A 23,981-nucleotide genomic window follows, 5' to 3' on the forward strand; every position below is an offset into this window, starting at 1 on the left:
GTACAACGAGAAGCGGATCAAGATCTCTCTTGGCTCTCTCAGCCCTATCGAATACCGGGTGAGCCTTGGGCTTGCGACATAAATCAGTCCAAGTTTTTATCCGCACCCCCCGCCTGGGCGTCGACCACATGCACTTGCGACACCCCTGCTCGCACGAGCAACTCGAGCAACGGGCTGGCAAGCGAGCCGCAGCCCAGCAGAAGCACCTTCTTCTGGCGGCGCTTTTGAAAGACCGCAGCGCGATGATCGCGTGTGAGTGCCCACGCTGGATCAATTCGTTCGAGCAGAAGCGGCTCGAGTGCTGGCAACGAGGAACCCAGGCGCCCAGACAGCTGAAACCCGTAGAAGACACCGCTTTGTGCAACGACGACAAACTTGCGCCGGATCGCGTCAGACCTAGCCCTGGCCCTCACCCGGGCGTTCTTGTGTTCACGGCCTATCGGCGACTTGCTGCCCTCGCCGTCGTCGAACCAGGCTTGAACCGAAGTCTGGTGATCGGTGGCGCTGGCGACCAATGCTTCAAGCTGGTTGAAATCACGAGGCCAGGTAGTCGGTGTCCAACTCATGTGCGCATCGATTTCCACAAGCATGACGTCGCCGAGTGTCATCGTTCCGCCGGCAAGCTTGTGTCGACGCGCCAGAACGTTCGGATCCTGGTCGCCGAAAGTCAGAATCGCATTGCCGTTCTCGTAGACAGCGGCCTGTCCGACTGCTCCAGCGGCTAGCATGCCTGGGTAGCTGATGAAGGTTTTTTTGGGCGATGGACGCCGATCGCGCGATCGACGCCGCCGCAGGCACCATCGTGCCCAGTAAGCGAGACGTTCCCGATGGAGTTCTTGCTCAACCCACACAGGGTCATGACAGCGCTGCAAGAATTCCTCAAAGATCTCGAGTGCGCGGTCCACTGCTTGCAGCGGCTGCGTGTAGTCAATCGGCCACGCCTGCATGCCCAGGCACACGCGACCGTCTTCCTCGACATGCGGAAGCTCAAGGCACAGTTTCTCGTCCACTTTGATCTGCACGGGGTTGGCCGGGAAATCGCGAGGCACCGTCAATGAGACCGGGTTGCCCTGTAGCGCAGGATGGTCGAGCGCTAGGAGCCAAGTTCGTGCACGGCGTCCTGTGCCTTTTGCTGCGCCGCCCTCCGCTCCGCCTTCTACACTGCCTGCTGCGTCCTCTCGCCCATGCCCCTTGCCAGGCCCCTTCCCAACACGTTTGGCGAACGCAGCACCCGCGCCATCTAGCCATGCCTCCACCGCCTGGCCGGCGACCTCGAGCGCGGATCGCGCGCGTTGACTTAGCTCAGGCAAGCGTTTTCCTCGAACCCATGGGCGTCGGCGAGCCGGGCTCGCGCAGTTGCATAGGCACCGTCGCGCGCAGCCCTTTCAACACATCGTTGCTGGGGGGCTGGCTCGCCCTCCAGGCGTCGACGCCAGCCTGCCCGAAGACACTGCGGATTCGCTGCGCACTGCGCGAGTCGTAGTCCTCGTGGAAAAGCAGCGCCAGATCGTCCTTCAGCCGCGTATGCCATTGCGCAAACTCGTGCGCGCGCACACCGCCATCGGGGTTCCAGCGATCGGCAAAATTCTCATACGCCAAGCCGGGATTGGCCACGCGGTAGCTGCCATTGCCACGCTGGATGTACCTCGGTAGCTGGTCGACCAATTCAAGCGCCAGTTCGATCGGTGATGAAAACGCGTTCGGACTTGCCGCATGCAAGTCGCGATAGGCGTGCCCCGCGAGCGTGACGAGGATGACCGAGATCGGCATCGCTGCCTTGCGTTCTTCAGGCAACAGGTGGTAGTGATTGTCTCGATGCAGCTTGATCAGTTGCACGGTTCGACGCAAAACATCATCAAGGCCGATCGCACGGTTGGGCAGTGGATCGACCTGACTGCGTCCGTCCCTCGCGAACACCCAGCCGGCGCCCTGGTGAAATGCAAACCGCAGCTGTGCGATGGTGCAGAACCAGTCAGCGAAGTCCTCCGGATTAGAGGGGGTCCATGTCGTTTCGGGATCGCGCACCCGCAGGTCGGTGCCGGTGATCTGCTGGCTGCCAGGAATGGCAGGCGTGACATCGAAGTAGAACGGCTCACCCGGGTATTGCAGGCGCCAGCAACGCCGGCGCGCCTCGGGCTCCCCGGCGGCTTCGGGAAGGCCCTTGAGCGCTTGGCCGAACTCTTCGAAGAACGCCTCGGCCTTGATATTTTCGAAGCCAGAGCCGGTGAGCTTGACCACCACGTCGAGGTCGAATTTGGCGTTGCCGCGCGGAGAAATGGTGGTCTGGGTGCGCATCGATCCCTGGACAACGACATGCACGTCGTTGTCAGCCATACCCAGCTTGGCTGCAATGTGCCGCGCCATCACCTGGTAATGGGCCTCCGCGCGCGACCGCTCCGAAGGGTCGAGTTCCAGACGGGTAAGGATGGAGAGGATGAACGTCTCCCACTGACGCGTTGTTGGCGGGCGGCCAGCTCGGCGGCGATCGACTTGGCAAGGGATAGCGACTGGTTCATGGCACTGGCCTTCGGTTAGTGGAAAAAGGATTAGCGCTAGGAAATTGGCTGGGAAGAGCTAGGTAAATGAGATGGACGCACTGCTATCGGGCAGGCTCACCTGGGCGGGCAGGATGTCGATCGTGGGCACGAACGCTCCCCGCTGCGGCGCCCCTAGCAATGTGCGCTCCCGCTCGTAAAGCCGCACGGGTGCGTGGTGGCGCGCCTGCAACTTCTGGCCGAACAGTACGCACGCTGACGCAGGCGCGATGAGGACGCAGTGAATTCGTTCAACCCGCCAGATATCCTGGAGCAGTCTCAAGGCTTCATCGATCTTGACGGCCAGAAGATCCAGATCCGGTTGGCCAGCAATCGCCGTATGGCTCGACTCACCGGCAACGATGCGCACCATCGGAAGCCCGACAAACGGAAGCTCCATGTCAGGCAGGGCCGCCGTGAGGTACAACAACAGCCCCGCTTCCTTGGCGCCCGATGACGCTGAGACCTCCACTCTGAACCGCTTTGGATCGGCAGGTTTGCCGTCTGTGGCCGGCCAGGCCCAGCGCTCGCCAAGTGCATCCGGCGCCGCATTTCGATTGGGCTGAAACAGGTGCACGGTCGTGGCGTTTCCGATCAGACGACCTGTCAACGCCAGGGCCGACATGACATGCGTCGGAAACACTGCGAGCTGTGCCGCAGCGGCAGTCCCCTCAGCGTTTCCGCTTAGCTGGTTTTGCAGCACAGGGATTTCGGTCTTTAGGCTATGAAAAAGCGCCTGCCAATAGTGCGCTTGAGTACTGACAGATGCGTTGCTGGCGTTGGCCATGAACCTGAGCGGGACGTGATCAGCCAGACGCAACTTGCGCGCCCACATCGCCTGTTCGACAGCCCGAAGGTTGAACCCGACACTCTGGCCTTCTATATTACCGCCGACCACAATGGCACGTGCAGCCGGGAAACGAAGCGCTCCGAGCAGTCGGTTCACCTCGGCGATGTTTTGCTCTCGCATCGCAAGCAGGCGGTCCGCACTGTATTGGTCAGGCGCGACGCGATCGATCAGGCGATGGCACTTGTCGCACAGCAGCATGATGTTTTCCGCCACCGTTGCCAGTGCAGCCGACATAGCTGGATCTCCGCGGGGACCGCTCGGCGAAGAGGCGACGATGTGGGCAAGGTAGCCGTAGTTCGCCCTGCGGCCGGCCGAGAAGTGCTCTCTCAACGATTCCCCGCACCCTTCCATCTGGCAACGCCATGCCGCAACCGAAGCAACTTCGAACTCGGTGGCGCGGTCAACTTCACCTTTTCGGCCCTTCGTCACGGCGTCCCGGCTTGTCAGCCAAGCGCTGAGTTGCGCGAGACTGAGCGGCATCGGCGCATTGGAGCTGAAGTCAACCACGGTCATCGAGCCCTCGATGTCCACCGTAAACACACGTTTTGCGGCCAGCGCGAGCTTGAGTTGGGCAGTCGCAAGTTCCTCCAGATCACCGAGCCCGATCTCCTGCCAATCCGATGCGCCCTTCGATCGCGAGTACACACCGGCTTGGTAGGCATTCTTGACCAGCAAATACTCATGCGCACCCGCCTGGGAGGCGAGCTTCAGCGATGCGGCAAGTTGAGAGTCGGTCAGAGAGTTCATCTGGATGTTGGGGCCGTCAATTGCCTCAATGGTAAGACGAAAAGTTCGGTGTAGCGAACTTTCAGATAGCCAGTTGTAACTGAATTCAGGTGGAAAAAGTTCGGAGAAGTGGCATAGAATTTTCAGCTGTGCATTTGTCGCCATACCCGAAAGATCAATGGCCACCAAGCTAGGCGAGAAAATTCGCGCGCTCCGTCTGGAAAAGGAGCTGACCCTGGAGGCCCTCGCGCTGCGTGCCGGCCTGAGCAAGAGCTATCTGTGGGAACTTGAGAATCGCGAGTCCCAACGCCCTTCCGCGGAAAAGATGCAAGGCCTTGCCGATCAACTCGGGGTCGATGTCTCTTATTTCCTAGACGACTCCGTCGATCAAGCGCAGGAGGCGCACGTGGACAAGCAGTTCTTTCGAAACTATTCCAAGCTGGCACCAGACGACAAGGAGCGCCTTCGGCTCATACTCGAGACCTTCAAGCGCAAATAGTCCCAAATAGTCCAAGGGCGACGCATGAGCATGGATACCCCCGCGAAGGCAGCCACCCGACTCTCCCACCTGCTCGACTTTGCTTCTCAGGCAGGTCATTTCCAGCGGTTTCCTGTCAACGTAGAGCAGCTCGCGCTCGACATCGCAGGACAGTTCAGGTTCAAGGACCCCGTGCTCACGGTTCAAGCCGTAGATCTGAAGACTTTCGAGGCCGGCCTGTTTAGGGTTGATGACGGTTGGGCACTTCTCTACAGCGAGCGCATCCGGTCGACGGGACGCGTGCGTTTCTCCCAGGCTCATGAACTGGGGCACTACCTGCTTCATCGCGAAAAGCAGGAGTCATTCGAGTGCAGCGAGAAGGACATGGTCGCATGGGGTTCGCCCGAGCAACAGATCGAGGCGCAGGCCGATGAGTTCGCTTCCTCCCTTCTGATGCCGCTCAACCATCTGCGCCAGCGCATTGATGAGACTCGCGTTGACTTTCGCATGATCGGAGAATGCGCCGACGTGTTCGGCGTTTCCTTGACAGCAGCAGCACTGCGCTGGGTCTCGGCAACGCTAGAGAGCGCCGTTTTGATTCTGTCACGCGACGGCTTCGTGGATTGGGCTGTTTCTTCCGATCGGGCCAGGAAGAACGGCGCATTCTTTCGCACAAGAGGACGTGTCAATGAACTGCCCGCGGGGTCCCTCGCAGCCGACTCTTGCAGGGTTACCGAAAAGGCGGGCTGCACCGTCGGCGCTCGCACTTGGTTCGTAATAGTCCGGTCGAAGCCGTTGTTGACGGCGTGACGGTTCAGGTCGTGATGTCGGTGACGTGTTGAAGCAGAGCGAACGCCACGCGCCATGCACGCCCGTCGCAGTGAACCGTTGCTGTGCGCTGGTTGAGCCGAACGATTTCTCCGACGTGTCGCTTCAGGCTTTGGTCGGTGAAGCTCACACGCTGGCCGACGTGGAAGTCCTGCTTGTGATGAATCTCCGGCGGCGGCCTCAACGGTGCCGCAGGCGCCGGTGCGGTGGCCCCTTGCTGCTCATCCACCGGCACGACGGCCGCATACAGCACGCTGAAGCGTTGTTTGCTTTGCTCATCAAGCAGTGTGACCTGCCGGTCCTTCATCGCCGCGATGCGAGCCTCGCGCAGCTTGCCAGTGCCCCAGTCCCAATACTTCACCAGTTGACCCATGTGCAGCTGCGAGCGCGCCTGCACGATGCGCCTCGGGTCGGCCATGAGTTGCTCGATGACCCAACTGAGCTGGTACAGCTCGGCGCTGGTCGCCATGGGGAGATCTTCGATCTGCTTGACACGCATCCTGACGATTTTGCCAGCGGCGGTGTGCTCAAGCCGCGAGCTTGTCAGTCGCTTGCGAGGATGTCGCAGCAGCCCTCGAGAACTCGCCGGCGACTGCCCACGGCAGTAGCTCGTCGATGCGATTGATGGGGTGGTCTGCGATGCGGTCGAGTACGTAGCGCAGGTACGCCTGCGGATCCATGCCGCAGAGCTTGGCCGAGCCGGTCAAGGTGTAAATCACCGCAGCGCTTTGCCCACCGGCGTCAGAGCCGAGGTGCAGGTAGTTCTTGCGCCCGATCGCGACGCCTCGCAACGCCCGCTCAGCGGCGTTGTTATGCGCTTCGATCCGACCGTCGTCGACGAAGCGCGTCAGCGCGGTCCAGTTGCTCAGCGAGTACCCGATCGCCAATGCCATCGGCGACTTCGCCGAGACCTGCGACAGCGCTGTGTTGAACCATTCCTTCAGCTCGCTCAGCACCGCCGCGGTGCGTGCCTGGCGAACTTGCATCCGCTCGTGCGGCGGCTTGCCTCGGATCTCCGCTTCTACTGCGAAGATTTCGCCAATGCGCTGCAGCGCCTGATGCGCCAACGTTCCGCCGAGCTTGTGCTGGCGCTCGTGGATGTCCCACAGCTTGCGTCGTGCATGGCTCCAACAGCCAGCTTCGTTCACCCCCCCATCTTCGTATAACGGGTGGTAGCCAGCGAAGGCATCTGCTTGCAGGATTCCCCTGAAGTGCCGCAGGTGGCGCACAGGGTGTTCTCCCTTGCGATTCGCTGAGTATTGGAACCACACCGCCGGCGCCGCCGCATCGCCGCTGGGCCGGTCATCCCGCACATACACCCACAGGCGTCCAGTGCGAGCTTTAGCGCCCGTGCCGCCGAGCACGCGGATCGGTGTGTCATCGCCGTGGATCTTGTCGGCCGCCAACACATAGCGCCCGATCGCTTCGGCCAGCGGGCTCAGCAGGCGTGCTGCCTGCGCCACCCAGTCTGCCAAGGTCGAGCGCTGCAGTTCCACGCCTTCACGGGCGTAGATCTGGCACAGGCGATACAAGGGCGTGTGGTCGCAATACTTGCTCACCAGCACGTGCGTCAGCAGGCCGGTGCCGGCCAGACAGCGATCAATGGGGCGGCTCGGCGCGGGCATCTGCGTGATCGTGCTGCAGCTCGCGCAGGCGAGCTTCGGGCGAACGTGGCGCACGACATGGAAGCAGCCCGGCTCGTAGTCGAGCACTTCCGAGATGTCCTGGCCGATCTCGCGCAGGTCGCGACCACAGGCTTCGCAGCTGCAACCGCTGTGCGGCATGTGCATCACGATGCGTCGCGGCAGGTGATCCGGCAAATCCCGCACGCCGGTGCGCTGGCGTGCTTGGCGCTTCTTGCGGCCTTGCTCGATGGACGTGACATTGGAAGGGTGCACACCGTCTTCGGTGTTGGTGCCCTCGGCATGTGTCGTTGGCGTCCCAGCCGGCTGCGCGAGCTGGCCGCCCACGAGCTCAAGCTGCGCGTGCTCGAGCTGTTCGCTGGAGCGACCGTACTTCATGCGCCGCAGGTAAGCCACCTCGACCTTGAGCTTCTCGACGGTCAGCAGCGCAATCTTCAACGCCTCTTGCGAGCGCTGTACCTCGCCGCTCAGAGCGGCGTTGGCAACCAGCAGTTCCTCGGAGGTCATGGGGTGCGACTGTGCCTGTCGCCACCCATCCTTACAGCGGGAGTTGCCCTGTCAACTGCACACGACCAACTATGCCGCCGCGCGCGGCTGCCAGGTGCGCTCGGGTCGGCGCCAGTCGATGCCTTCGAGCAGCATCGACAGCTGGGCAGCGCTCAGCGAGATCGAGCCCGACTCGGCCTGCGGCCAGATGAAGCGGCCACGCTCCAGCCGCTTGGCCAGCAGGCACATGCCATCGCCGTCACTCCACAGCAGCTTGACGAGATCGCCTCGGCGACCACGGAAGACGAACACATGACCGCAGTACGGGTCCTCGGCGAGCGCGGTCTGTACCTTCGCCGCTAGCGTGTCCATGCCGCAGCGCATGTCCGTCACACCAGCTGCCAGCCAGACCCGAGTGCCAGCGCGCGGGCCGATCATTCGCTCTGTCGCAGCGCGCGCAGGACACTGCGAAGGCTGCTTTCGTCGACAGCCCCGCGCAAGCGCAATTGGGTGCCAGCGAACTCCAACTCAATAACGCCACCGCGCGGGGGCGACCTCGGTGGCGCCACAGCGCGCTCGCCTGACGCGGGAATCGTCATGACCTCGCCCACCGGCGCGACCGTCACCGGCAACAGTAAAGCCGCCGCCGTGCTGCCTTCAGTCCGAAGATGTTCCCTGCGCCACTTGAACAGCATGTTGGCGTTGACGCCGCCGTGCAGCGCGATTGCCGATACGGACGCACCCGGCTCCAGGCTCTGTCGCACCAACTCCAGCTTGAACGCCCGGTCGTGATGACGCCGGCTGGCCTTGCCTGCGCCTTGCTCACTCTTCATGGTGTGCACCATCTCCATTTAGCGCACACCTCCAAGCGGGTCTGCGATTCGGGTCAGATGCTTCCAGCGTCCCTTGCATCAGGCAAGGACGGCCTTCGTCGGACTATTACCTTGCGGCGTATGCAGGAAGTGTCTTTCTCGTACTCGTTAGACTCACGCTTGCGCTGCTTGCCTTTAGAGGGCTGCGTTCTCAGAGCATATTGAAGGTCTTGCTTGCCAGTGACGCGCTGGCATTCGCCACCGCCGTCGCGACTCGGGTTTAGTACTAAATGTGTGCTTCGGCTCTAGTAGCATCGGCCCAGCTTCGACAACAGTCGGCCAACCAGTCGTTCAGCGTCCGAAAACGGCTGACCGCTCTAGACTGATGTGAGTCGTTCGCGCATCCGGACTTGGGCGGCTGCATCCGCCAACACCAGCCATTGAGCATCGCCGGCCGCTAACACGTCTGAATGGCAGCTTCTTCGTGTCGCGGCAGAATCATGTCACCCTGAGCGGAATTAGAGTTCTGCTAATGTCAGCCCCTCGTCGGCTGTGCTCAACGATGGTCCTACAGCGCTGTCAGCGGCTGGTGATTCGGGAAATCTTCCTTCGCCGCCGCTACGAGAGAGCCAAAGCTAATGTTCTTGCCGCCTCCGCCTTGCTTGAGGGTCCGCAGCGCCGAATGCCACATGGCTTGACCCGCCCCATGGAGCTGAAGCTTCGAAAGGTTACCACCGGCCCGCGTCCACAACTCTTGTTCACGCGGCCCGGTTGGGAAGAGTTCGATGAGGCACTGCTCCAGCTGGCTCCAACGGTCAGCATCGACATGCATTGACGGCGCGGAAGCGCTGACAGGTGTTTTCCTCCCGCCGCGACTCAACGCGATCGGGAAGTTCTGCTCAACGTTGTCAGCCTTGAAGACGGGATGCTGGTCGTCCGAGACAGCCTTAGGAACCTCTTCTGCTACGTACTCGAACAGGTCGAAGACCTTGATGACTCCGCTGTTGTCTTTGTCCGCGGCGCCCTTTAGCCCTGCAAGCAACGCCGTGGTGAATATGCTGTTCCTCGCTCCCGTGAAGACCCCGGACTCCTCATCGGCGCGACACGATGCCATCAAGGCTCGCCCTGTACCGACCGCGAGCTTCGCGAAAGCGCTTGGGCTGTAGCCAGACTTGAACTCGTGGCCTTGGCCGTCCGTCAGGCCCTTGGAAAGGATGGCGCCGCCCGCGTGGCAGGAGTCGATGAAAACAAGGACGCGCTTTGCCTTGATTTGGCCAAGTGCGGCCGCCAGGTCGCCGGAACTGATGGCGGTGGCTGCGAGGTCGGCAAGGTCGCTGTCCACGGTGAGCAGCGCACTGTCATCGCCACCGGCGCTTGGCAGAACTGCTCCGTGGCCAGAGAAGTACACGCAGACGGTGTCATCTTCCCCGGCGCGGGCGGCCAGAGCGCCCAGACCATTTAATACCGTTTGTCGCGTGGCATCGGCATTGAGCAGCGACACGACGTTGTCCTGCGCATAGCCGCAGTAGTCAGCCGACGACAGCGTCGCGGCGATGTCCATCACGTCGTTCAGGATCGCGCTCGGCAGGGATGAGATGTGTTGGTACTTAGATACGCCGACCAGCAGCGCATGTCCTTGGTGGTAGCTAGGCGAAGTCATGACTGAAATGGGTTGTGATACGCGGGTCACCGATAGCCCACGATGTCGGTGTCGCTGGCGTAGAGCCGCAACTGCTCGTTGTCGGGGAAGTCCTTCAGCATGTGGAAAAGAAGCTCTCGCGCTTTAGGTCGGCCGCCGAATCGAACTGAACTCAGCGCCGCATGCCAACGGGCGGCGCCGCTCTGGAATCCTCCAGGGAGGTCTGACTTTTTTCCTCCTGCCCGTGACCAGAGCTGCTCGTCATCAGGGCCGGCGGGGTAAAGATCGCAAGCTGCATCTTCCAGAGCGGCCCATTTTTCAGTGACCGTCGGAGCAAACACCCCCAGCCGCCAGCGGGTAAATATACCCAGCAACCCGGAACACGCACGGAGCGCCGGCAAAAGGTCAGCGCGCCGACGCGTCGAATAAAAGTCGGCGAGAGTATTCGCAGCGCGGTCCCAGCGCTGGGACGCAACAAGCGTCCCCAACCGCTCCGAGGAAGAGGTGGAAAGCACATTCATGCCCCGCAGCATCGTTTCGAGCCATCTGGTGAACATCGACTCAGAGAACGACGCCAGCGCGGCGACGATCGAAAGGCTTGCGTCGACTGACACAGACGGCCTACCAAGGATAGCTTGCAGCTCGGGGCTCGCAACGATGGCTCGCTCGAGCGCGCCTTCGGGCGCTGTAGCTTTGCCAATGGCCCCAGCCTGTTCCAGCCATCCGACAGCTGTTGCCTGCAGGTACGCATTTCGTTGGGGCAGCCGATGCCAAAGTTCAGCTCGTCTCGGGAACGAACAGACATCCGCAAGCGGTGTGTGCGCCAAGGCTTCGAGCAGGCTCGGCTCGGCTGCATGCCCGTCGACGAGCTGCTCCAAGACGGTGTCTCGAACATCAGCGGGCTTCTTAGGTGCATTCCACAGCGAGGACTTCTTCTTGATTGCAGTGGCCCAGACCTGTTGCGCGGAGATGTCTTGGCCACGGATGCCCGAGAGCACTTCGGGGTCAGAAACCGCCATGTCCGCAGCTATGCCCACCAAGCGCGAATCTTTCTCGCTGACCGCGCACTCCAGCACCTGCGCAGCGGTCGCGTGGCCAAGCGCAGCCTTCAAGCCTTCGGAATGGTCCGCGGCCTTGTCGACCTTGAGCTGCTGGCACGCCGCGTCACGCGGTGCCAGCGTCGCCGCTAGAACGGTGCCATAGGCCACCAGCCAGCGCTTCTTCAACACAGGTGCGAGCAACTGCTCCGGCTTGGAGACCTGGAGCTTCTTGGGCACAGCAGCAGCAAGGCGCTGCTCAAAGGCGCGCTCAGTCGGCAGGGCATCCACGACCGCAGAAAACGCGGGCGAGTTGCTCTCGGCCCACCGCCAGACCGCTTTGTAGATTGGCGCACCGTCCTTGCGTGACGCGACCAGCAGCCCCGTAGTGGCAGCGGCCCGCCACGGTTCGAACGCAAGCTCCTCTTCTCCAGCGGCTTGTGCGAGTTCACCGAGCTCGGCATCTTGGGCCGGCTCGAACTTCAGCTTGGCCACGGCAAGCTCGACCACTGACCAGAACTGCTCGGCCTGCGAGAACCCGGCCAAGAGCAAATTCCTCAAGACGAGCAGCTGGCTCGCGCTGGCAGCAGGGACGAGTCCTGCAAGCCTGATCAGGAGCGCGCTTTTGGTGGCAACGCCTACCCTCGGGTCCGGGGAGAGACCATCGACCATGCGAACCGCCGCAAGATGGTCATCGAAATCGCCCTTGCCCTCAAGCAGGGTGTGTAGCCTCTCAAGACGGCTCAAATCCTTGACCGCTGCTAGCGTCACCCCGAGGTCAGCGGCAAGCACCACCAAGGGGGCGAGCGGCCGTTGACCACAAAGCACCGTAGCCACAGCCGACGCCGGCACGACGTCATCCGGATTGACCACGGCATGCTTTGGCCAGCGAGCGCGAAGCTGCTCAGGCGTGCAGACGATTGTGGGCAGCGGCTGCTCCACCAGGTCGGTAGGCCCAAAGCTCAGTCGAAACGCAAAAGAGCGACGCATCTCGGGGCTGAGGTTCTGCCACAGCGCATCGACTAGCCCCTCAAATCCTGGCACGCCTACGCTGACGACCGGCAGCTGCTGCGTCGCCAGCGCGTTGGCCGCTCCGACCAAGTTCGGTGCATACGGCTCATGAATTCCAGCAAGTTGAAGGTCGAAAGTCGTGATCGAAATCGGGAACTGGTTTACGGCCGTTGCCAGAAGCCCGAACAGCGGGGCTAGGCTACCGAGGTCGCAGACGTCGTTCAAGCTCACTATGAGCGCGTGAGACAGGACCATGCCGCCGCGGGATGCGCTCGGGTCCAGGAACGTCTTGGCAATCACATAGTGGTCGCCAACGGGGAAGCCCCGGACGAACGGGGACCACCCCTGCACCCCACCCGGCACGCCGTCGGGCAGGTCCAGTCGGCCATAGATTTCCGCCGCAAGCCGAGATTTGTCGCTCGAATCCCGCAAGCCATGCCCACGCTCGCTAACCTGTCCGTAGACGGCCTGCTCGACTTGCATATGCGCTCAGGCCGGTTCGGCCATCAGCCGCTCGATAGGCAGCGTAATGTCCTTATCCTTCTTGCCATCAGGCAAGATGACGAAGCCGAACTCCTCCGGGCCGCGAATCGCGTACTCCTCATTAGACTCGGTCTTGCTGAGCGCCTTCTCCAGGGCCGACAGACCCATGACCGTGGGAGATTCCCAGTTGCTCCGGACGAACGACCAGAACATCGGCAGCGTTTCTGCAAGCAACTTATCCGGCAGCGCGCTGGTTTCGAGCTCGTCCCAGCAGCTCAGCAACACCGTCAGGCGAGGTTTGCGCAGTTTGCGGTCCAGGTTCAGCTGGGCGATGTAGAGCAGCATCTGCAGGAGTTCGATCGTCCGGGCCTGGTCTGACGACTCGTACTCGGTGACCTCTTTGGTCTCAGAGCCGGCGAAAGCATGCAGCGGCCGGGAGAACAGGTCGTCCTCCGCACGCAGCGAGTGCAAGCGAAGCAGCACCACCCAATCCGTGGCGGCCAGGACGCGCTCACGCCACGCAGCGGGAATACGCCGCTGCTTCACAAGGTTGCGCACCTGCTCGCCGCCGTAGTCCGGCCATACGAGTTCCGCAGTGCGACCGGCATCGTCCTTGATGGGCCAGACGCTCTCGACGTAGGTGCTGGCGGGAGTGTGGTCGGTCGCCTTACCGTCAGCCAAGCAGCTGAGCGCAGTGGTGAAGGCTTCCAGGTTGGACGCGGCGCCGTTGCGCTTGAGCGCGCATGACTCGACCATCAGTCGCTTCAAGAACTGCGCGCCGTAGTGTGTCTTGCCGACATTCGATTCGCCGACCAAAAGGATGCTGTGTTGAGCGGACACCGGTTATCTCCTACCGTAGCGGAACAGCAGGTCGTGGCCGGCTACTTCCGATGTGGGCAGCTGCACGCCTGGGCGCTTGGTCTCAAGGATCCAGTTAAACAGCTTCTGAAAGCCTTCTGCGGCCTCGACCTCGCCGCGTTTAAAAACGCTGACCGTAAACTCGGGCACATTGGATGCAGTGGAGCCCAATGACTTCCTGATTTGCGCCTCCATCGCTGGCGCCACTTCCACATCGCCTTTGGTCCAAATAAGAGCCAAGCGCCGGCCTTGTGATTCAGCGACCGCACGCTGAGCCAGTAGCAAGAACTCGTTTCTGGCAGTGCCCTTCGCGGGCCCAGCGAATGCTTGTCGGTCGGCAATCAGCAAGGTGACGTCAGCATGCTTGGCAATCCAGCGGGCGCCTTCGGCTTCCGAAGACTGCCGATTGATGGACCACTTCTGGAACCACTCTCCAGGGGCGTCAGCGAAAAGCAGATCGCGCAGCGCTCCATCCTGGCGACGGAAGGCCAGGTGGAGCATGCCCGGTGCGCGCGCGGCCCGGCTGGTGGTATGCGGTGGGAAGTGAGGGGCTTGTTGGCCAGGTTTCCAGCGAAGGTTATTGGCGACAGCCTCCCAACCAGCCAGCGTGTACGAGTTGCTGAAGAGGCTGTCTTCGCACGTCAGGTTGCCACGACTGAGCAACAGATAGAACGCGGCCAGCACCGTGGTTTTTCCTGAGCTTTCCGGACCCACGATTCCAACGGTTATGGGCTTGCCCCTGCCACTGATGAAGTTGAGGTCGGACTCGCCAAGGGCGGAGCCGCTCCACGGCACGGCCAGTTCGTCTGGATTAGGTTGCGCGGTCGTGGACGTTGGGACGACCTTCTTCCACTCAGGGCAATTTGCGAGCTTGATGTGACCCAGGGAACATGTGATGTTGTCGTCAGCGGAGCATTTGGGGTGCGGACAGCGGTCCATGGCGACCTACTTCCGCTTCGAACGCTTGACGCCGACGTTGGTCGCTCGCGCGCTTTGAAGTTCTCGGAAAAGGTAGGTGCCCCACTCGGCGGGCGTCATCTTTGCAGTTGCATCGATGCCGACAAGCGGACGGAGCTGCCCGGCGTCGATGGTTCCAGGGTTCTGCGGGTGACCAATCACGGACAGCAGAGGGCCACGTCCTTCCGCTGCTTGCACGTATTGCGCCGCGAGGTTGCGGAACGGCTGCATGAATGCGGTGGTTCGCGCGTCTTGAACCAGCGCGGCGACTTCCTGCTTGCCGCTTTCGGCAGCAATTGGGTCTATAGGCAGGCAGCGGATGGTTTCCTTGAGGAACGACGATACGCTCGCCGGGGAGTAGGTCGGAACCTGCTCATGAAGGTCCAGCGCCATCAGGGCCGCCGCCTCATAGGGAGGAAGATCGAGATAACTCTCGTGGGCACTGGGCGAGTAGAGGGCTTCCTTCCACCAGAGGAGGTTGGTGCGGCGCTGCAAGCCGGCCGTTGCTCCGCTAAAGCTTTCGAGCGCCTTCTCGACGTGGTTGGCAACTGCGGTTGCCAGCGCTGTGAATGGCCCTGCAAGGTCGACAGGAGTGGGCGTAAGTCCCTTAGCCATAGCATCCAGCTCGCTACCGATGACAGCGCTCATCTTCTCCGCGAATGAAGCGGCCCACTGTTGCGGTTGGTTATGAGGCGCATACTGGTTGCCCGGATTTCCGGCCCAAGGGCCTGCAGAACGATGTATTGATGTCTCAAGCGCCACTCGGTCTACGGTTGGCCACTTGACCTTCTGCGCGGCCACCGCGGGCGGGGCGTACTGCAGCGGGTCAATCGTAATCATCCCCGGCGTAGCCCATTCCTCCTCAGCGCGGGCATCGACCTTGGTTTCAATCTCGCCAACCGCCTCGCGCCAGACCTCTTCCTCGCCAGAGGTCTCTGCCTGTGCGAGAGCGTTGCGCGCCGTGTTGACGAACGCAACCGAGATTGCATCATCCAACCGGGCGGCCAGGACGATTGCATCGAGGAGGATTGCTCGCAGGATGGCCACGGGAGGACGGGCGTACGCGTTGGACACGGTCTCCCACTGCTCGCGCAGCGCCGTCATCGCCTCTTGGATGGTCGGATCGTCCGATGCGATGCCAGGGTCAGCGGCTGCCATGGTGAAGCGGACCGTCTTGGCAGGGGCCTTCTTCAAGACCGCGGAAAGGTCTTTCGCTGTAGCGCGCAGCTTTTCGAGTTTGGTGTCATCGCCTTTCAGATCGATGGCGCCAATTTCGAGGAATCTCATCAGATATTCGCTACTCATGCGTGGCCCTCCTGCCATTTTCGATTTGCAACTAACCGTAGCTTAACGCCTCAACTGCAAAGGTTCGCGGCTCGCCGGCCGGGCTGCGTCGGCGGCAAGCTGAATGCTTGGACGGCTACTCCACCATCGACAGCAGCCATCGGTGAACGTAGGTCAACCAGTGAGCCGTTGACCAATTTGGTGTACAGAGCGTGAGCCGGGCCGCATGCCACGACAGACGGCAACCGCTGCAAAGCAGTCCCTCACGCTCGCGCATCGCGAGAGACCGCATCGGGCCCACTGCGGAAGTTGCAGCTGCACGAAAGCGGACACTGGCCGAGATGCCGCCGCGCCTCGGGGTGATGCAGGTGTCACGACGCTTTGCACCGTCCTACTCGTTCTTAACCTCCGGCTTGCCTGCCCTGCGATTCTGATTCATTCACTCGCTGCCCCCGAACGCCGGGCTGCCACGGAAACCCTATCGCCCGCATAGTGGGGAAGGTCGGCCGCATGACTGCAACCACGAACGAACAGCACACATCCAACTCGCTTGGCAAAATCGAAGCTTGTTTTAACTGAGTCCGCAAAAGCTACATGAATCAATACGCGTCCGATTTCATCGATGTTGGCTACACTCAATTTTGCACCTCCAATCGAGCTTGCGGACTGGGTCGACGAGGTGCATCAGCTCGCCGAGGCCGATACCGCGATCCGCGTGTGCCGTCGAGTCGCTGGCTAAACAATGGAAGCTTCCTTGTCCCAGCCCTACCTCGTGTGACACCGCTCCAGGAGACCCTCGTCGAGCTTCTGGTGCGTCCGGCCACCTTCGGGTCTTTGTGCCAACTGTCCTCTCTCTTCGAGGGCTATGGCAGCTGAAACTTGAATCGGCATGTGGACGGCGCCTACGGCGAACTCGCTTGGTCTGGCCTTCTGGTGGGGATCAACCTCGTCGACGTGCCGTCCGAGGCTGCGGGGAATCTCCTCGTTTGGCCGGGGACGCATCGAGCGACGCAGGCCAGGTTCGACAGTATTGAGCGGCCACTGAGCCCGGATGCTGTCAGAGAGGCCATCAGAAGGCATGAGTCAACGGGCACTCCGAAAGCGCTAAGTGGCCCAGCGGGCACCGTCACGTTGATGGACCATCGGCTTGAACACGCCATGTCGCCGCATCGTAGATCGTCGTTCACGAGGCACGTGGTGTATTTTCGCCTGCCGAGCTTCACCGACAAGCCGACGGAGGTTTGCGACGCCCACCATTTCCTGCGGCACGGGTGAACACTGAAAGGCCTGCGGCCCAAGGCTGAAGCTGCCCTCCTCTCAGAGAAACCTTGGGCCGTCGCTGCGATTTGCACCGTGCGAGAAACCGGGGTCGGGCGACAAATGACGGCGCTTGGCCGACTCTATCCGGTCGCGTAACCGTCGGAAAATTGGCCAAAAGCAGTCGGGATGATGCCAATCTCCAATCGAACGATGGCCCGGGGTTGTGCCGCTAACATTTATTGGCATCCGAAGCGGAGACGCCGGTGGTGGTTTCACGACGGCAGTCGACGCTCACCGTGAACGCGGTCCGGTGCGACTCCTCGTTGTCGCGAACCATCAATGGCAGCGCCAGTCGATCGAGCACGTCCGCCGGCAGCGCCACGCAGACGATGCCGCTCGTGTAGCGCACCATGAACGCGAGATGCGCCGACGTCACGGCATCGCCGCGATGATGAGGTCGCCCTCGTTCTCGCGGTGCTCGTCGTCGACGACCAGCACGAATTCGCCGCGGGACATAGCCCGCACGGCAGTCTCCACATCGTCGAAGACCATGCCGCCGGGTGCCAGGTCGCGCTTGGGGAAAAACTCGCGCAGGCCGCCGTCGCCTGGCCCAACTGCTTGCGCCTTCATGCCGCCACCTCGGCGCGGCTGACTGCAAGCATTGTGGAAATTCGGTTCGCCGCGACGGCCAGGCCGCGCGGCACCTCGCCATCCCATTCGGCGCCCAGGCGGCCCGCGCACGAGGTCACCGAAAGCGCCATGACCATCTGGCCGTCGGCATCCACGACAGGCGCGCTGAAGGCATTGACGGCGATCTGGTGAATCGGCGAGGGCGACGCGCCGACGGCGGTGGCGATGCCGCGCTCGCGCACCAGCCGCATGGTGTCATCGAACGCCGCTCGACGCTCTTCGGTCGTCTCCCGCGCGGCAGTCGATACGCGCAGATCCTCTTCCACCAGGCGGCTGGTCATCGCTTCCGGCAGGAACGCCGCGAATGCGCGGCCCGTTGCAGACCGCGTGATGCTCATCACGAGACCGGGGCGAAGTTGCTCGCTGACCGGCTGGCGCGACGGCTCCCAGTGGATGGCCGTCGGCCCGTGGTTGCCCCACACCGACAGGCACAGCGTGTGCTCGCCGAGCGCCGTTGCAATGCCGGGCATTTCATCGACGGCGAGCCGGATCGCTCGCAGATCCGCCGGCTTGGACGTGCCCAACCGCAATGCCGTGGGCCCGAGGTCGTGCGCGTAGGCCACCATGTACTTGCCGCTGCCAAAGGCCAGCGGGCGCTGGCCCGATTGCGCGATGCGTGCCACGCGGCCGATGTACACGACATGGTCGCCGCCCGGGTATTCGGCGACCTTCACGCATTCGAGGTGCGCCGCCGCGCCGTCCAGCACCGGCACGCCACCCACGCCGCTGGTGTGCGCCATGCCGCTGAACTTGTCGTCACGCGACTTCGCGAAATGGTTCGACACGTCGATCTGGTCGTCGGCAAGGATGTTGACCGCAAAATGATCGCTGCCGTGGAACGCCTCGTAGCTCCTGGATGACAACGACTGGCTCCAGAGGACCAGCGGCGGATCGAGCGAAACCGAACTGAACGAGTTGGCGGTGACGCCGTGCGCGACACCCGATGCATCGCGCGTGGTGACCACCGTCACCCCTGTGACGAAGGTGCCCAGAACATCGCGCAACTGCCGGGCTTCGAAGGATGCGATCGCTTCCATGAGGTTGTCTCCATATGCATTTCAATGCGCTGGAGTCTAGGAACCGCGGATGCCATCAACAATTCGAGTATTGCGATGAATTGATAATTTGGCTCGATAGATCGAGGGCCAAAGCCAAAGCCCAAAAACTCTTGTCCGGGCCTGCCGCTCAACTGCGCGGATGCATGTCCGCCTGCCTCACGAACCGGATGAAGCTCTGCGTGGCCGGACTGAGCTGGGCCGTGCGGGCAGTCACCACGCCGAAGTGACGCGTCATGTCGACCCCCTCGATCTCGATGTGCGCGTGCTTGGCCACGCTGCCGCGTTGCGATACAGACCTCGGCAGCAGCGTCACGCCCATGCCCGCGTCCAGCATGCCGAGCAGGGTATTGAGGTTGCCCACGACCTTCGACGCAGGCAGCTTCAGTCCCCGCGCCTGAAGCGCATCGGCGATGCGCGCGCGCACGCCCTGGTACTGGTCGACCACCATGAGCGCAATCGACGCCAGGTCTTCGGGGCCTACGCTCCTGCGCCGGGCAAGCGCATGGCCGCGGGGCGCGACGAGCAGCATGTCGTCCTGCCAGAGCGGAACAAAGCGATAGCGCTTGTCGCGGCCTTCGAGTGCGAGCACCGCGACGTCGGCATGGCCGTCGTCGATCGCGGCGAGCACGTTCGCGTACTGCAGGTCCAGCAGCTCGACCTCGACATCGGGGTACCGCTCGCCATAGGCCTGGATGATGGGTGGCAGGCGAAGCGCCGCGATGGTCGGCGTGGCCGCCACCACCACGCGCTGGCGCGCGTTGCGTGCCTTCTTGCGAAAACCCTCCACCAGGCGCGCCAGGCCTTCGAGAGTCTTGACGGCCTCGCGCAATAGCGCTTCGCCCGCGTCGGTGGTCTCCACCTTGCGGGTCGTGCGCCGCAGCAGCTGTGCGCCCAGCGAAGCTTCGAGCCGGTTGATGCGCCCCGTCACGGTGGGCTGCGTCACATGCAGCTGCTGCGCCGCCGCGCTGAAGCTGCGGGCGCTCGCCACGACCACGAAGGTCTCAAGCTCGATGAGGTCCAGACCGATCGCGGAGGGGATTTGCGCCATCGAGGCGGAGGAAGGAGAAGCCATGCGGGCGGGGCCTGATCTATCGAGCTAATTTATAAGTGTATCGTGGTTCTCGATTTGTTCGAGAGGCTGTCGACCTCAACAATTGCCGCATGCCCCGCACGACGGGGTGGCAATAAAAGTTGGAGACAAGACCATGATCGACCGCAGGAATTTCTGCCTCTCCGCGCTCGCGGCCTCTTCCGTGGCTTCGCTGGCGTCGTTCCACGGCACCGCGCTCGCCGGCGACTACCCCGACCGCGCCATCAAGCTGATCGTGGGTTTTCCCGCGGGCCAGAGCACCGACACCAGCGCGCGCCGCATCGCGCAAAGCATGTCGGAGACGCTCAAGCAGGCCGTCTACGTCGACAACCGCCCCGGTGCGGCCGGCATCATTTCGCACGAGGCCGTCAAGAACGCGACGGCCGACGGCTACACCTTGCTGATGGGCTCCACCGGTACGCTGGCAATCAACCCTTGGCTGTACCAGAAGCTGCCCTACGACCCGCTCAAGGACTTCGAGCCCGTGGCCTCGGTCTCGGCCTCGCCGCTGGTGTTGTTCACGGCCGTGGATTCGCCCGTCAACGACCTCAAGCAACTGATCGCGCTGGCGAAATCACTGCCCGGCAAGGTGAGCTACGGCTCCAGCGGCAACGGCACCACCGGCCACATCGCGATGGAAATGCTCAAGAAGGAGGCCGGCATCGACCTCCTGCACGTGCCTTACAAGGGCTCGCCGCCGATGATCACGGACGTGATCGGCGGGCAGGTCAACGTGGCTTTCGACACGGCGGGCGCGGTGCTGCCGATGGTCAAGGGCCGCCGCATCAAGCTGCTGGGCATTGCCACCCTCAAGCGCTTCGAGGCGGCGCCGGAACTGCCCACGCTGGCCGAGCAGGGCCTGGCCGGTTTCGAGGCGATGCCATGGTCGGCCATCCTGGCGCCCAAGGGCACGCCGGGCGCCGTGGTGCAGCGGCTGAACGCCGCGGTCAATACCGCGCTGAAGGACCCGGCCGTGCTCGAGCAGTTCGTTTCCACCGGCAGCTATGCACTCGGCGGCTCCTCCGCGCAGTTCCAGAGCTACCTCGCGCAGCAGCACGCGCGCTGGGGCAAGGCCGTGGTCGCCTCCGGCGCCCGCATCGACTGAAGAACACCTCCACTCCACCCGACCAAGGACAACTTCCATGAAAACCACAGCACCCCCGCGCCAGATGAGCCTGATCGCCTTCCTGCAGGCGCAGAACTGCACCAACTACGTCGGCTCGTGGCGCCACCCCGCGAGCATGAGCGACTTCATGACGCCGGAGTACTACCAGCGCATCGCACGCACGCTGGAAGACGGCCTGTTCGACATGGCCTTCTTCGACGACCGCCTGGCCATGCCCGACATCTACGGCGACAGCCACCGCGAGACCGTGGCGCATGGCGTGCGCGCAGTGAAGATGGACCCCTCGACCATCCTCATGGCCATGGCCTGCGCAACCAGCAAGCTGGGGCTGGGCGCCACCTACTCCACCACCTACTACGAGCCCTTTCATGTCGCGCGCCTGTTCGCCACGCTCGACCTGATGACAAAGGGACGCGTCGCATGGAACGTCGTCACCTCGCTCAACGATTCAGAGGCCGCGAACTTCGGGCGCGACGAACACATGGAACACGACGCGCGCTACGACCGTGCCGACGAATTCATGGAAGTCGTCATGGGCCACTGGGACAGCTGGGAAGACGACGCGATCATCCTGGACAAGGCCAGCGACCGCTTCGCCGACCCCGACAAGGTGCACCGGCTGGACCACAGCGGCAAGTACTTCAAGTCGAAAGGGCCGCTTCCCGTACCGCGCTCGCAGCAGGGCCACCCGGTGATCCTGCAGGCGGGCCAGAGCGGGCGCGGCCAGGCCTTCGCGGCGCGATGGGCGGAGCTGGTGTTCGCGAGCTACCCCAACCTCGAAGGCGGTCGCAAGCAGTACGCAGCGTTGAAAAAGGCGATCGCCGACGCTGGCCGCGACCCCGACCAGGTCAAGATCGCGCCGGCCGTTAAATTCGTGGTCGGCGAGTCGGAGCAGCATGCCCGCGACAAGCTGGCGCTCGCAGCCTCGACCGCCCGGCCGATCGACGGGCTGGCGCTGCTGTGCGAAGTGCTGAACGTCGACTTCGCGGCACGGCCCTACGAACTCCCGTTCACCGACGAAGAACTGGCCGCCCAGTCGTGGCACGGCCTTCGGGACCGCGTCATCGCGGCCAGCGGCAAGAAGAACCCCTCGGTGCGCGACTTTGTCGAGAGCTCGGGCCGGGGCACGGTCAAGGAAGGTCCGAACTTCGTCGGCACGCCCACGCAGATCGCCGATCAGATGCAGGAGTGGTTCGAAGGCGCCTGCGACGGCTTCGTGATCCAGGCGCTTCACACACCGGGCAGCTACGAAGACTTCGTGCGGCTCGTCGTGCCCGAGCTGCAGCGGCGCAACCTGTTTCGCAAGTCCTACGACGGCGCCACGCTGCGCGACACGCTGGGCTTGAAGCGGCCGCTGCCGCGCGACTGGCGCGAGGCCGAGAAACTGGTGTCGGCATGAAGCGCGAGATCAAGATACTCACGCCGGTCGGCATGCTCGGCTACGGCATTCCCGAAGCCGACTTCATGCGCGGCATCGACGCGGGGGCCGATGCCGTCATCGTCGATGCGGGCTCCACCGACCCCGGCCCCTACCTGCTGGGCCTCGGGAAGATGATCGTCGCCGCGAGCGCTTTGGAGCGCGACCTGCGCACCATCCTCAAGGGCTGCAGAAAGCGCGGCATCCCTTTGCTGCTCGGCTCGGCCGGCGGCCCCGGCATTCGCGCGCACGTGGACGAAACCATCGCGGTGATCGGCCGCATCGCCGCCTCGGAAGGCTGGCGCCTGAAGGTCGCGGCGATCTACGCGGACGTCGACAAGGCCGTGGTTCTCCAGCGCCACGAGGCCGGGCGCATCGGGCCCTGCGCTTCGGCGCCGCCCGCGACCCGCGAGGACATCGAGACCTCCGAGCACATCGTGGCGCAGATGGGCTCCGAGCCCATCCTGCAAGTGCTGCGCGAGCATCCCGGCATCGACGTGGTCGTGGCCGGCCGTGCCTACGACCCCGCGCCCTACGCCGCGTTCTGCCAGTTCCACGGCATCGAAGACCCGGGCATCTTCTGGCACATGGGAAAGATCATGGAATGCGGCGCCAACTGCGCCGAGCCCAAGGGCAAGGTGATCCTGGCGACGGTTCGGCAGGACAGCTTCGACCTCGAGCCCATGAGCGCGAACGAGCGTTGCACGCCGCTGTCGGTGGCGGCCCACACGCTGTACGAGAAGACGCGGCCCGACCTGCTGTCGGGTCCGGGCGGCATGCTCGACCTGACCGGCGCAACCTACGTGCCGCTGAACGAGCGCACCGTGCGCGTGAAGGGCAGCGTGTTCCGCCCGTCGCCCAAGTACCTCGTGAAGCTCGAGGGCGCTGCCATCGCAGGGCAGCGCACGATCTTCGTCGGCGGCATCCGCGACCCGATCCTGATCGCGCAGATCGAGCCTTTCCTGGAGGCGCTGCGCAAGCGCTTGGGCGCGGTGTACCCCGAACTCGCGTCGGGGGCAGCCCAGATCCACTTTCACGTCTACGGCAAGAACGGCGTCATGGGCGCGCTCGAACCCGAGAAAGACTTCGTTCCGCTCGAGGTGGGCATCCTCGGCGAGGTCACCGCGCCCACGCAAGAGCTGGCCAACGCGATCTGCAGCAACGCGCGCATCGGTGTGCTTCACATGCCGTACAAGGGCCAGATGGCCACCGCCGGCAACTTCGCGATTCCGCTGAACCCGCCCGAGAATCCGATCGGCCCCGTGTGCCGTTTCTCGCTCTATCACCTGATGGAAGTCGAATCGCCCCTGGAGCTCTTTCCATCGCACATCGAGGAGGTCGGCGCATGACCGCACTGAAAGACCTGGCCCAGGTCATCCGCAGCAAGAACTCCGGCCCCTTCGAACTCACGTTCGACGTGATGTTTCCCGACGCCGCGGCCTACGAGCGCGCCGAACGCAGCGGCGTGCTGTCGCGCGACCTCGTGTGCAGGCTCTACGGCGTGCCATCGGACGACATCGTGGCCCTGCTCTTCTTCAGGCCCGCGCTGGCCTTCAAGTTCACGCTGCGGCGCGGATGGGCGCAGGGCAGCATCGGCGAGCGCGACACCTTCGGTGCACAGCAGCATGCACCGCTCATGGCGATCGACATTCCGTGAGCGACCGACTGCTCGACGTCCCGACCATCCAAGCGCCCTTGCCTCTTTTTTTCCTGA

21 protein-coding genes and 1 pseudogene are annotated in these 23,981 nt (G+C 63.1%); 7 read left to right on the forward strand and 15 right to left on the reverse strand.

Going from position 1 to position 23,981, the window contains the following annotated elements:
* Window positions 1-82 (forward strand): IS3 family transposase (locus QTI51_RS39045; protein ID WP_353506580.1); only part of this gene is annotated, 82 nt, incomplete at its 5' end.
* Window position 83: 1 nt separating this feature from the next.
* On the opposite strand, the gene QTI51_RS37540 is transcribed toward QTI51_RS39045, so the two are convergent.
* The 3 genes from QTI51_RS37540 to QTI51_RS37550 all read right to left on the reverse strand — a co-directional run bounded on the left by QTI51_RS37540 (window position 84) and on the right by QTI51_RS37550 (window position 4,275).
* Complete coding sequence (locus QTI51_RS37540; protein ID WP_286518352.1) at window positions 84-1,022, reverse strand: hypothetical protein; 939 nt, start codon at window positions 1,020-1,022, stop codon at window positions 84-86.
* Window positions 1,023-1,302: 280 nt separating this feature from the next.
* A complete protein-coding gene (locus QTI51_RS37545; RefSeq protein WP_353506581.1) occupies window positions 1,303-2,547 on the reverse strand; it encodes a nucleotidyltransferase domain-containing protein in 1,245 nt (414 codons plus the stop codon).
* A 27-nt stretch (window positions 2,548-2,574) separates the two neighbouring features.
* Entirely contained in the window at window positions 2,575-4,275 is a 1,701-nt protein-coding gene (locus QTI51_RS37550; RefSeq protein WP_286547716.1) for an SAVED domain-containing protein, read from the reverse strand.
* A 13-nt stretch (window positions 4,276-4,288) separates the two neighbouring features.
* Here QTI51_RS37550 and QTI51_RS37555 point away from each other — a divergent pair, with 13 nt between their 5' ends.
* Window positions 4,289-4,609, forward strand: a complete 321-nt coding sequence (locus QTI51_RS37555; protein WP_286518349.1) for a helix-turn-helix domain-containing protein — start codon at window positions 4,289-4,291, stop codon at window positions 4,607-4,609.
* A 24-nt stretch (window positions 4,610-4,633) separates the two neighbouring features.
* Complete coding sequence (locus QTI51_RS37560) at window positions 4,634-5,398, forward strand: ImmA/IrrE family metallo-endopeptidase (RefSeq protein WP_286518348.1); 765 nt, start codon at window positions 4,634-4,636, stop codon at window positions 5,396-5,398.
* A gap of 4 nt (window positions 5,399-5,402) precedes the next feature.
* Here the strand turns inward: QTI51_RS37560 and QTI51_RS37565 are convergent, their stop codons facing one another.
* The 12 genes and pseudogenes from QTI51_RS37565 to QTI51_RS37620 form a co-directional block, all read right to left on the reverse strand.
* Window positions 5,403-5,885, reverse strand: a complete 483-nt coding sequence (locus QTI51_RS37565; protein ID WP_286518346.1) for a hypothetical protein — start codon at window positions 5,883-5,885, stop codon at window positions 5,403-5,405.
* A gap of 58 nt (window positions 5,886-5,943) precedes the next feature.
* Window positions 5,944-7,551 (reverse strand): IS66 family transposase, encoded by a 1,608-nt coding sequence (gene tnpC / locus QTI51_RS37570; RefSeq protein WP_503011590.1) that lies wholly within the window; start codon window positions 7,549-7,551, stop codon window positions 5,944-5,946.
* An 84-nt stretch (window positions 7,552-7,635) separates the two neighbouring features.
* Window positions 7,636-7,983, reverse strand: a complete 348-nt coding sequence (tnpB, locus tag QTI51_RS37575; RefSeq protein ID WP_286518344.1) for an IS66 family insertion sequence element accessory protein TnpB — start codon at window positions 7,981-7,983, stop codon at window positions 7,636-7,638.
* The gene (gene tnpA / locus QTI51_RS37580) at window positions 7,980-8,396 is read right to left on the reverse strand and encodes an IS66-like element accessory protein TnpA (RefSeq protein WP_286518343.1); all 417 of its coding nucleotides are present in this window, start codon (window positions 8,394-8,396) and stop codon (window positions 7,980-7,982) included. Before tnpA ends, tnpB begins: the two co-directional genes overlap by 4 nt.
* A gap of 529 nt (window positions 8,397-8,925) precedes the next feature.
* On the reverse strand, window positions 8,926-10,017 hold the full coding sequence (locus QTI51_RS37585; protein WP_286518342.1) for a caspase family protein: 1,092 nt from the start codon (window positions 10,015-10,017) through the stop codon (window positions 8,926-8,928).
* Between the two features lie 26 nt (window positions 10,018-10,043).
* Entirely contained in the window at window positions 10,044-12,527 is a 2,484-nt protein-coding gene (locus QTI51_RS37590; RefSeq protein ID WP_286518341.1) for a GAP1-N1 domain-containing protein, read from the reverse strand.
* Window positions 12,528-12,533: 6 nt separating this feature from the next.
* Window positions 12,534-13,367 (reverse strand): TRAFAC clade GTPase domain-containing protein, encoded by an 834-nt coding sequence (locus QTI51_RS37595; RefSeq protein ID WP_286518339.1) that lies wholly within the window; start codon window positions 13,365-13,367, stop codon window positions 12,534-12,536.
* A gap of 3 nt (window positions 13,368-13,370) precedes the next feature.
* On the reverse strand, window positions 13,371-14,324 hold the full coding sequence (locus tag QTI51_RS37600) for a TRAFAC clade GTPase domain-containing protein (protein WP_286518338.1): 954 nt from the start codon (window positions 14,322-14,324) through the stop codon (window positions 13,371-13,373).
* A 6-nt stretch (window positions 14,325-14,330) separates the two neighbouring features.
* Window positions 14,331-15,647 (reverse strand): GTPase-associated system all-helical protein GASH, encoded by a 1,317-nt coding sequence (locus tag QTI51_RS37605; RefSeq protein WP_286518337.1) that lies wholly within the window; start codon window positions 15,645-15,647, stop codon window positions 14,331-14,333.
* 1,468 nt (window positions 15,648-17,115) lie between these two features.
* Window positions 17,116-17,603: pseudogene (locus QTI51_RS39050) on the reverse strand (3,4-dihydroxy-2-butanone-4-phosphate synthase).
* Window positions 17,513-18,613: a flavin reductase gene (locus tag QTI51_RS37615; protein ID WP_286518336.1), complete on the reverse strand. Its 1,101-nt coding sequence runs from the start codon at window positions 18,611-18,613 to the stop codon at window positions 17,513-17,515. The pseudogene QTI51_RS39050 and the gene QTI51_RS37615 overlap by 91 nt, the downstream one beginning before the upstream one ends.
* Window positions 18,614-18,761: 148 nt before the next feature.
* Window positions 18,762-19,706 carry a LysR family transcriptional regulator gene (locus QTI51_RS37620; RefSeq protein ID WP_286518335.1) on the reverse strand — a complete coding sequence of 315 codons (945 nt, stop codon included), beginning with the start codon at window positions 19,704-19,706 and terminating at the stop codon, window positions 18,762-18,764.
* A 133-nt stretch (window positions 19,707-19,839) separates the two neighbouring features.
* Between QTI51_RS37620 and QTI51_RS37625 the strand changes: the two genes are divergently transcribed.
* From QTI51_RS37625 to QTI51_RS37640, 4 genes are read left to right on the forward strand one after another with little or no spacing between them, the layout of a single operon-like run.
* On the forward strand, window positions 19,840-20,829 hold the full coding sequence (locus QTI51_RS37625) for a Bug family tripartite tricarboxylate transporter substrate binding protein (protein ID WP_286518334.1): 990 nt from the start codon (window positions 19,840-19,842) through the stop codon (window positions 20,827-20,829).
* 37 nt (window positions 20,830-20,866) lie between these two features.
* The gene (locus QTI51_RS37630; RefSeq protein WP_286518333.1) at window positions 20,867-22,249 is read left to right on the forward strand and encodes an LLM class flavin-dependent oxidoreductase; all 1,383 of its coding nucleotides are present in this window, start codon (window positions 20,867-20,869) and stop codon (window positions 22,247-22,249) included.
* On the forward strand, window positions 22,246-23,616 hold the full coding sequence (locus QTI51_RS37635) for an acyclic terpene utilization AtuA family protein (protein ID WP_286518331.1): 1,371 nt from the start codon (window positions 22,246-22,248) through the stop codon (window positions 23,614-23,616). The genes QTI51_RS37630 and QTI51_RS37635 overlap by 4 nt, the downstream gene beginning before the upstream one ends.
* On the forward strand, window positions 23,613-23,924 hold the full coding sequence (locus QTI51_RS37640) for a DUF4387 domain-containing protein (protein ID WP_286518329.1): 312 nt from the start codon (window positions 23,613-23,615) through the stop codon (window positions 23,922-23,924). Before QTI51_RS37635 ends, QTI51_RS37640 begins: the two co-directional genes overlap by 4 nt.
* Window positions 23,925-23,981 lie beyond the last annotated feature (57 nt).

Source organism: Variovorax sp. J22G73 (genome assembly GCF_030317035.1).
GTDB lineage: Bacteria > Pseudomonadota > Gammaproteobacteria > Burkholderiales > Burkholderiaceae_C > Variovorax.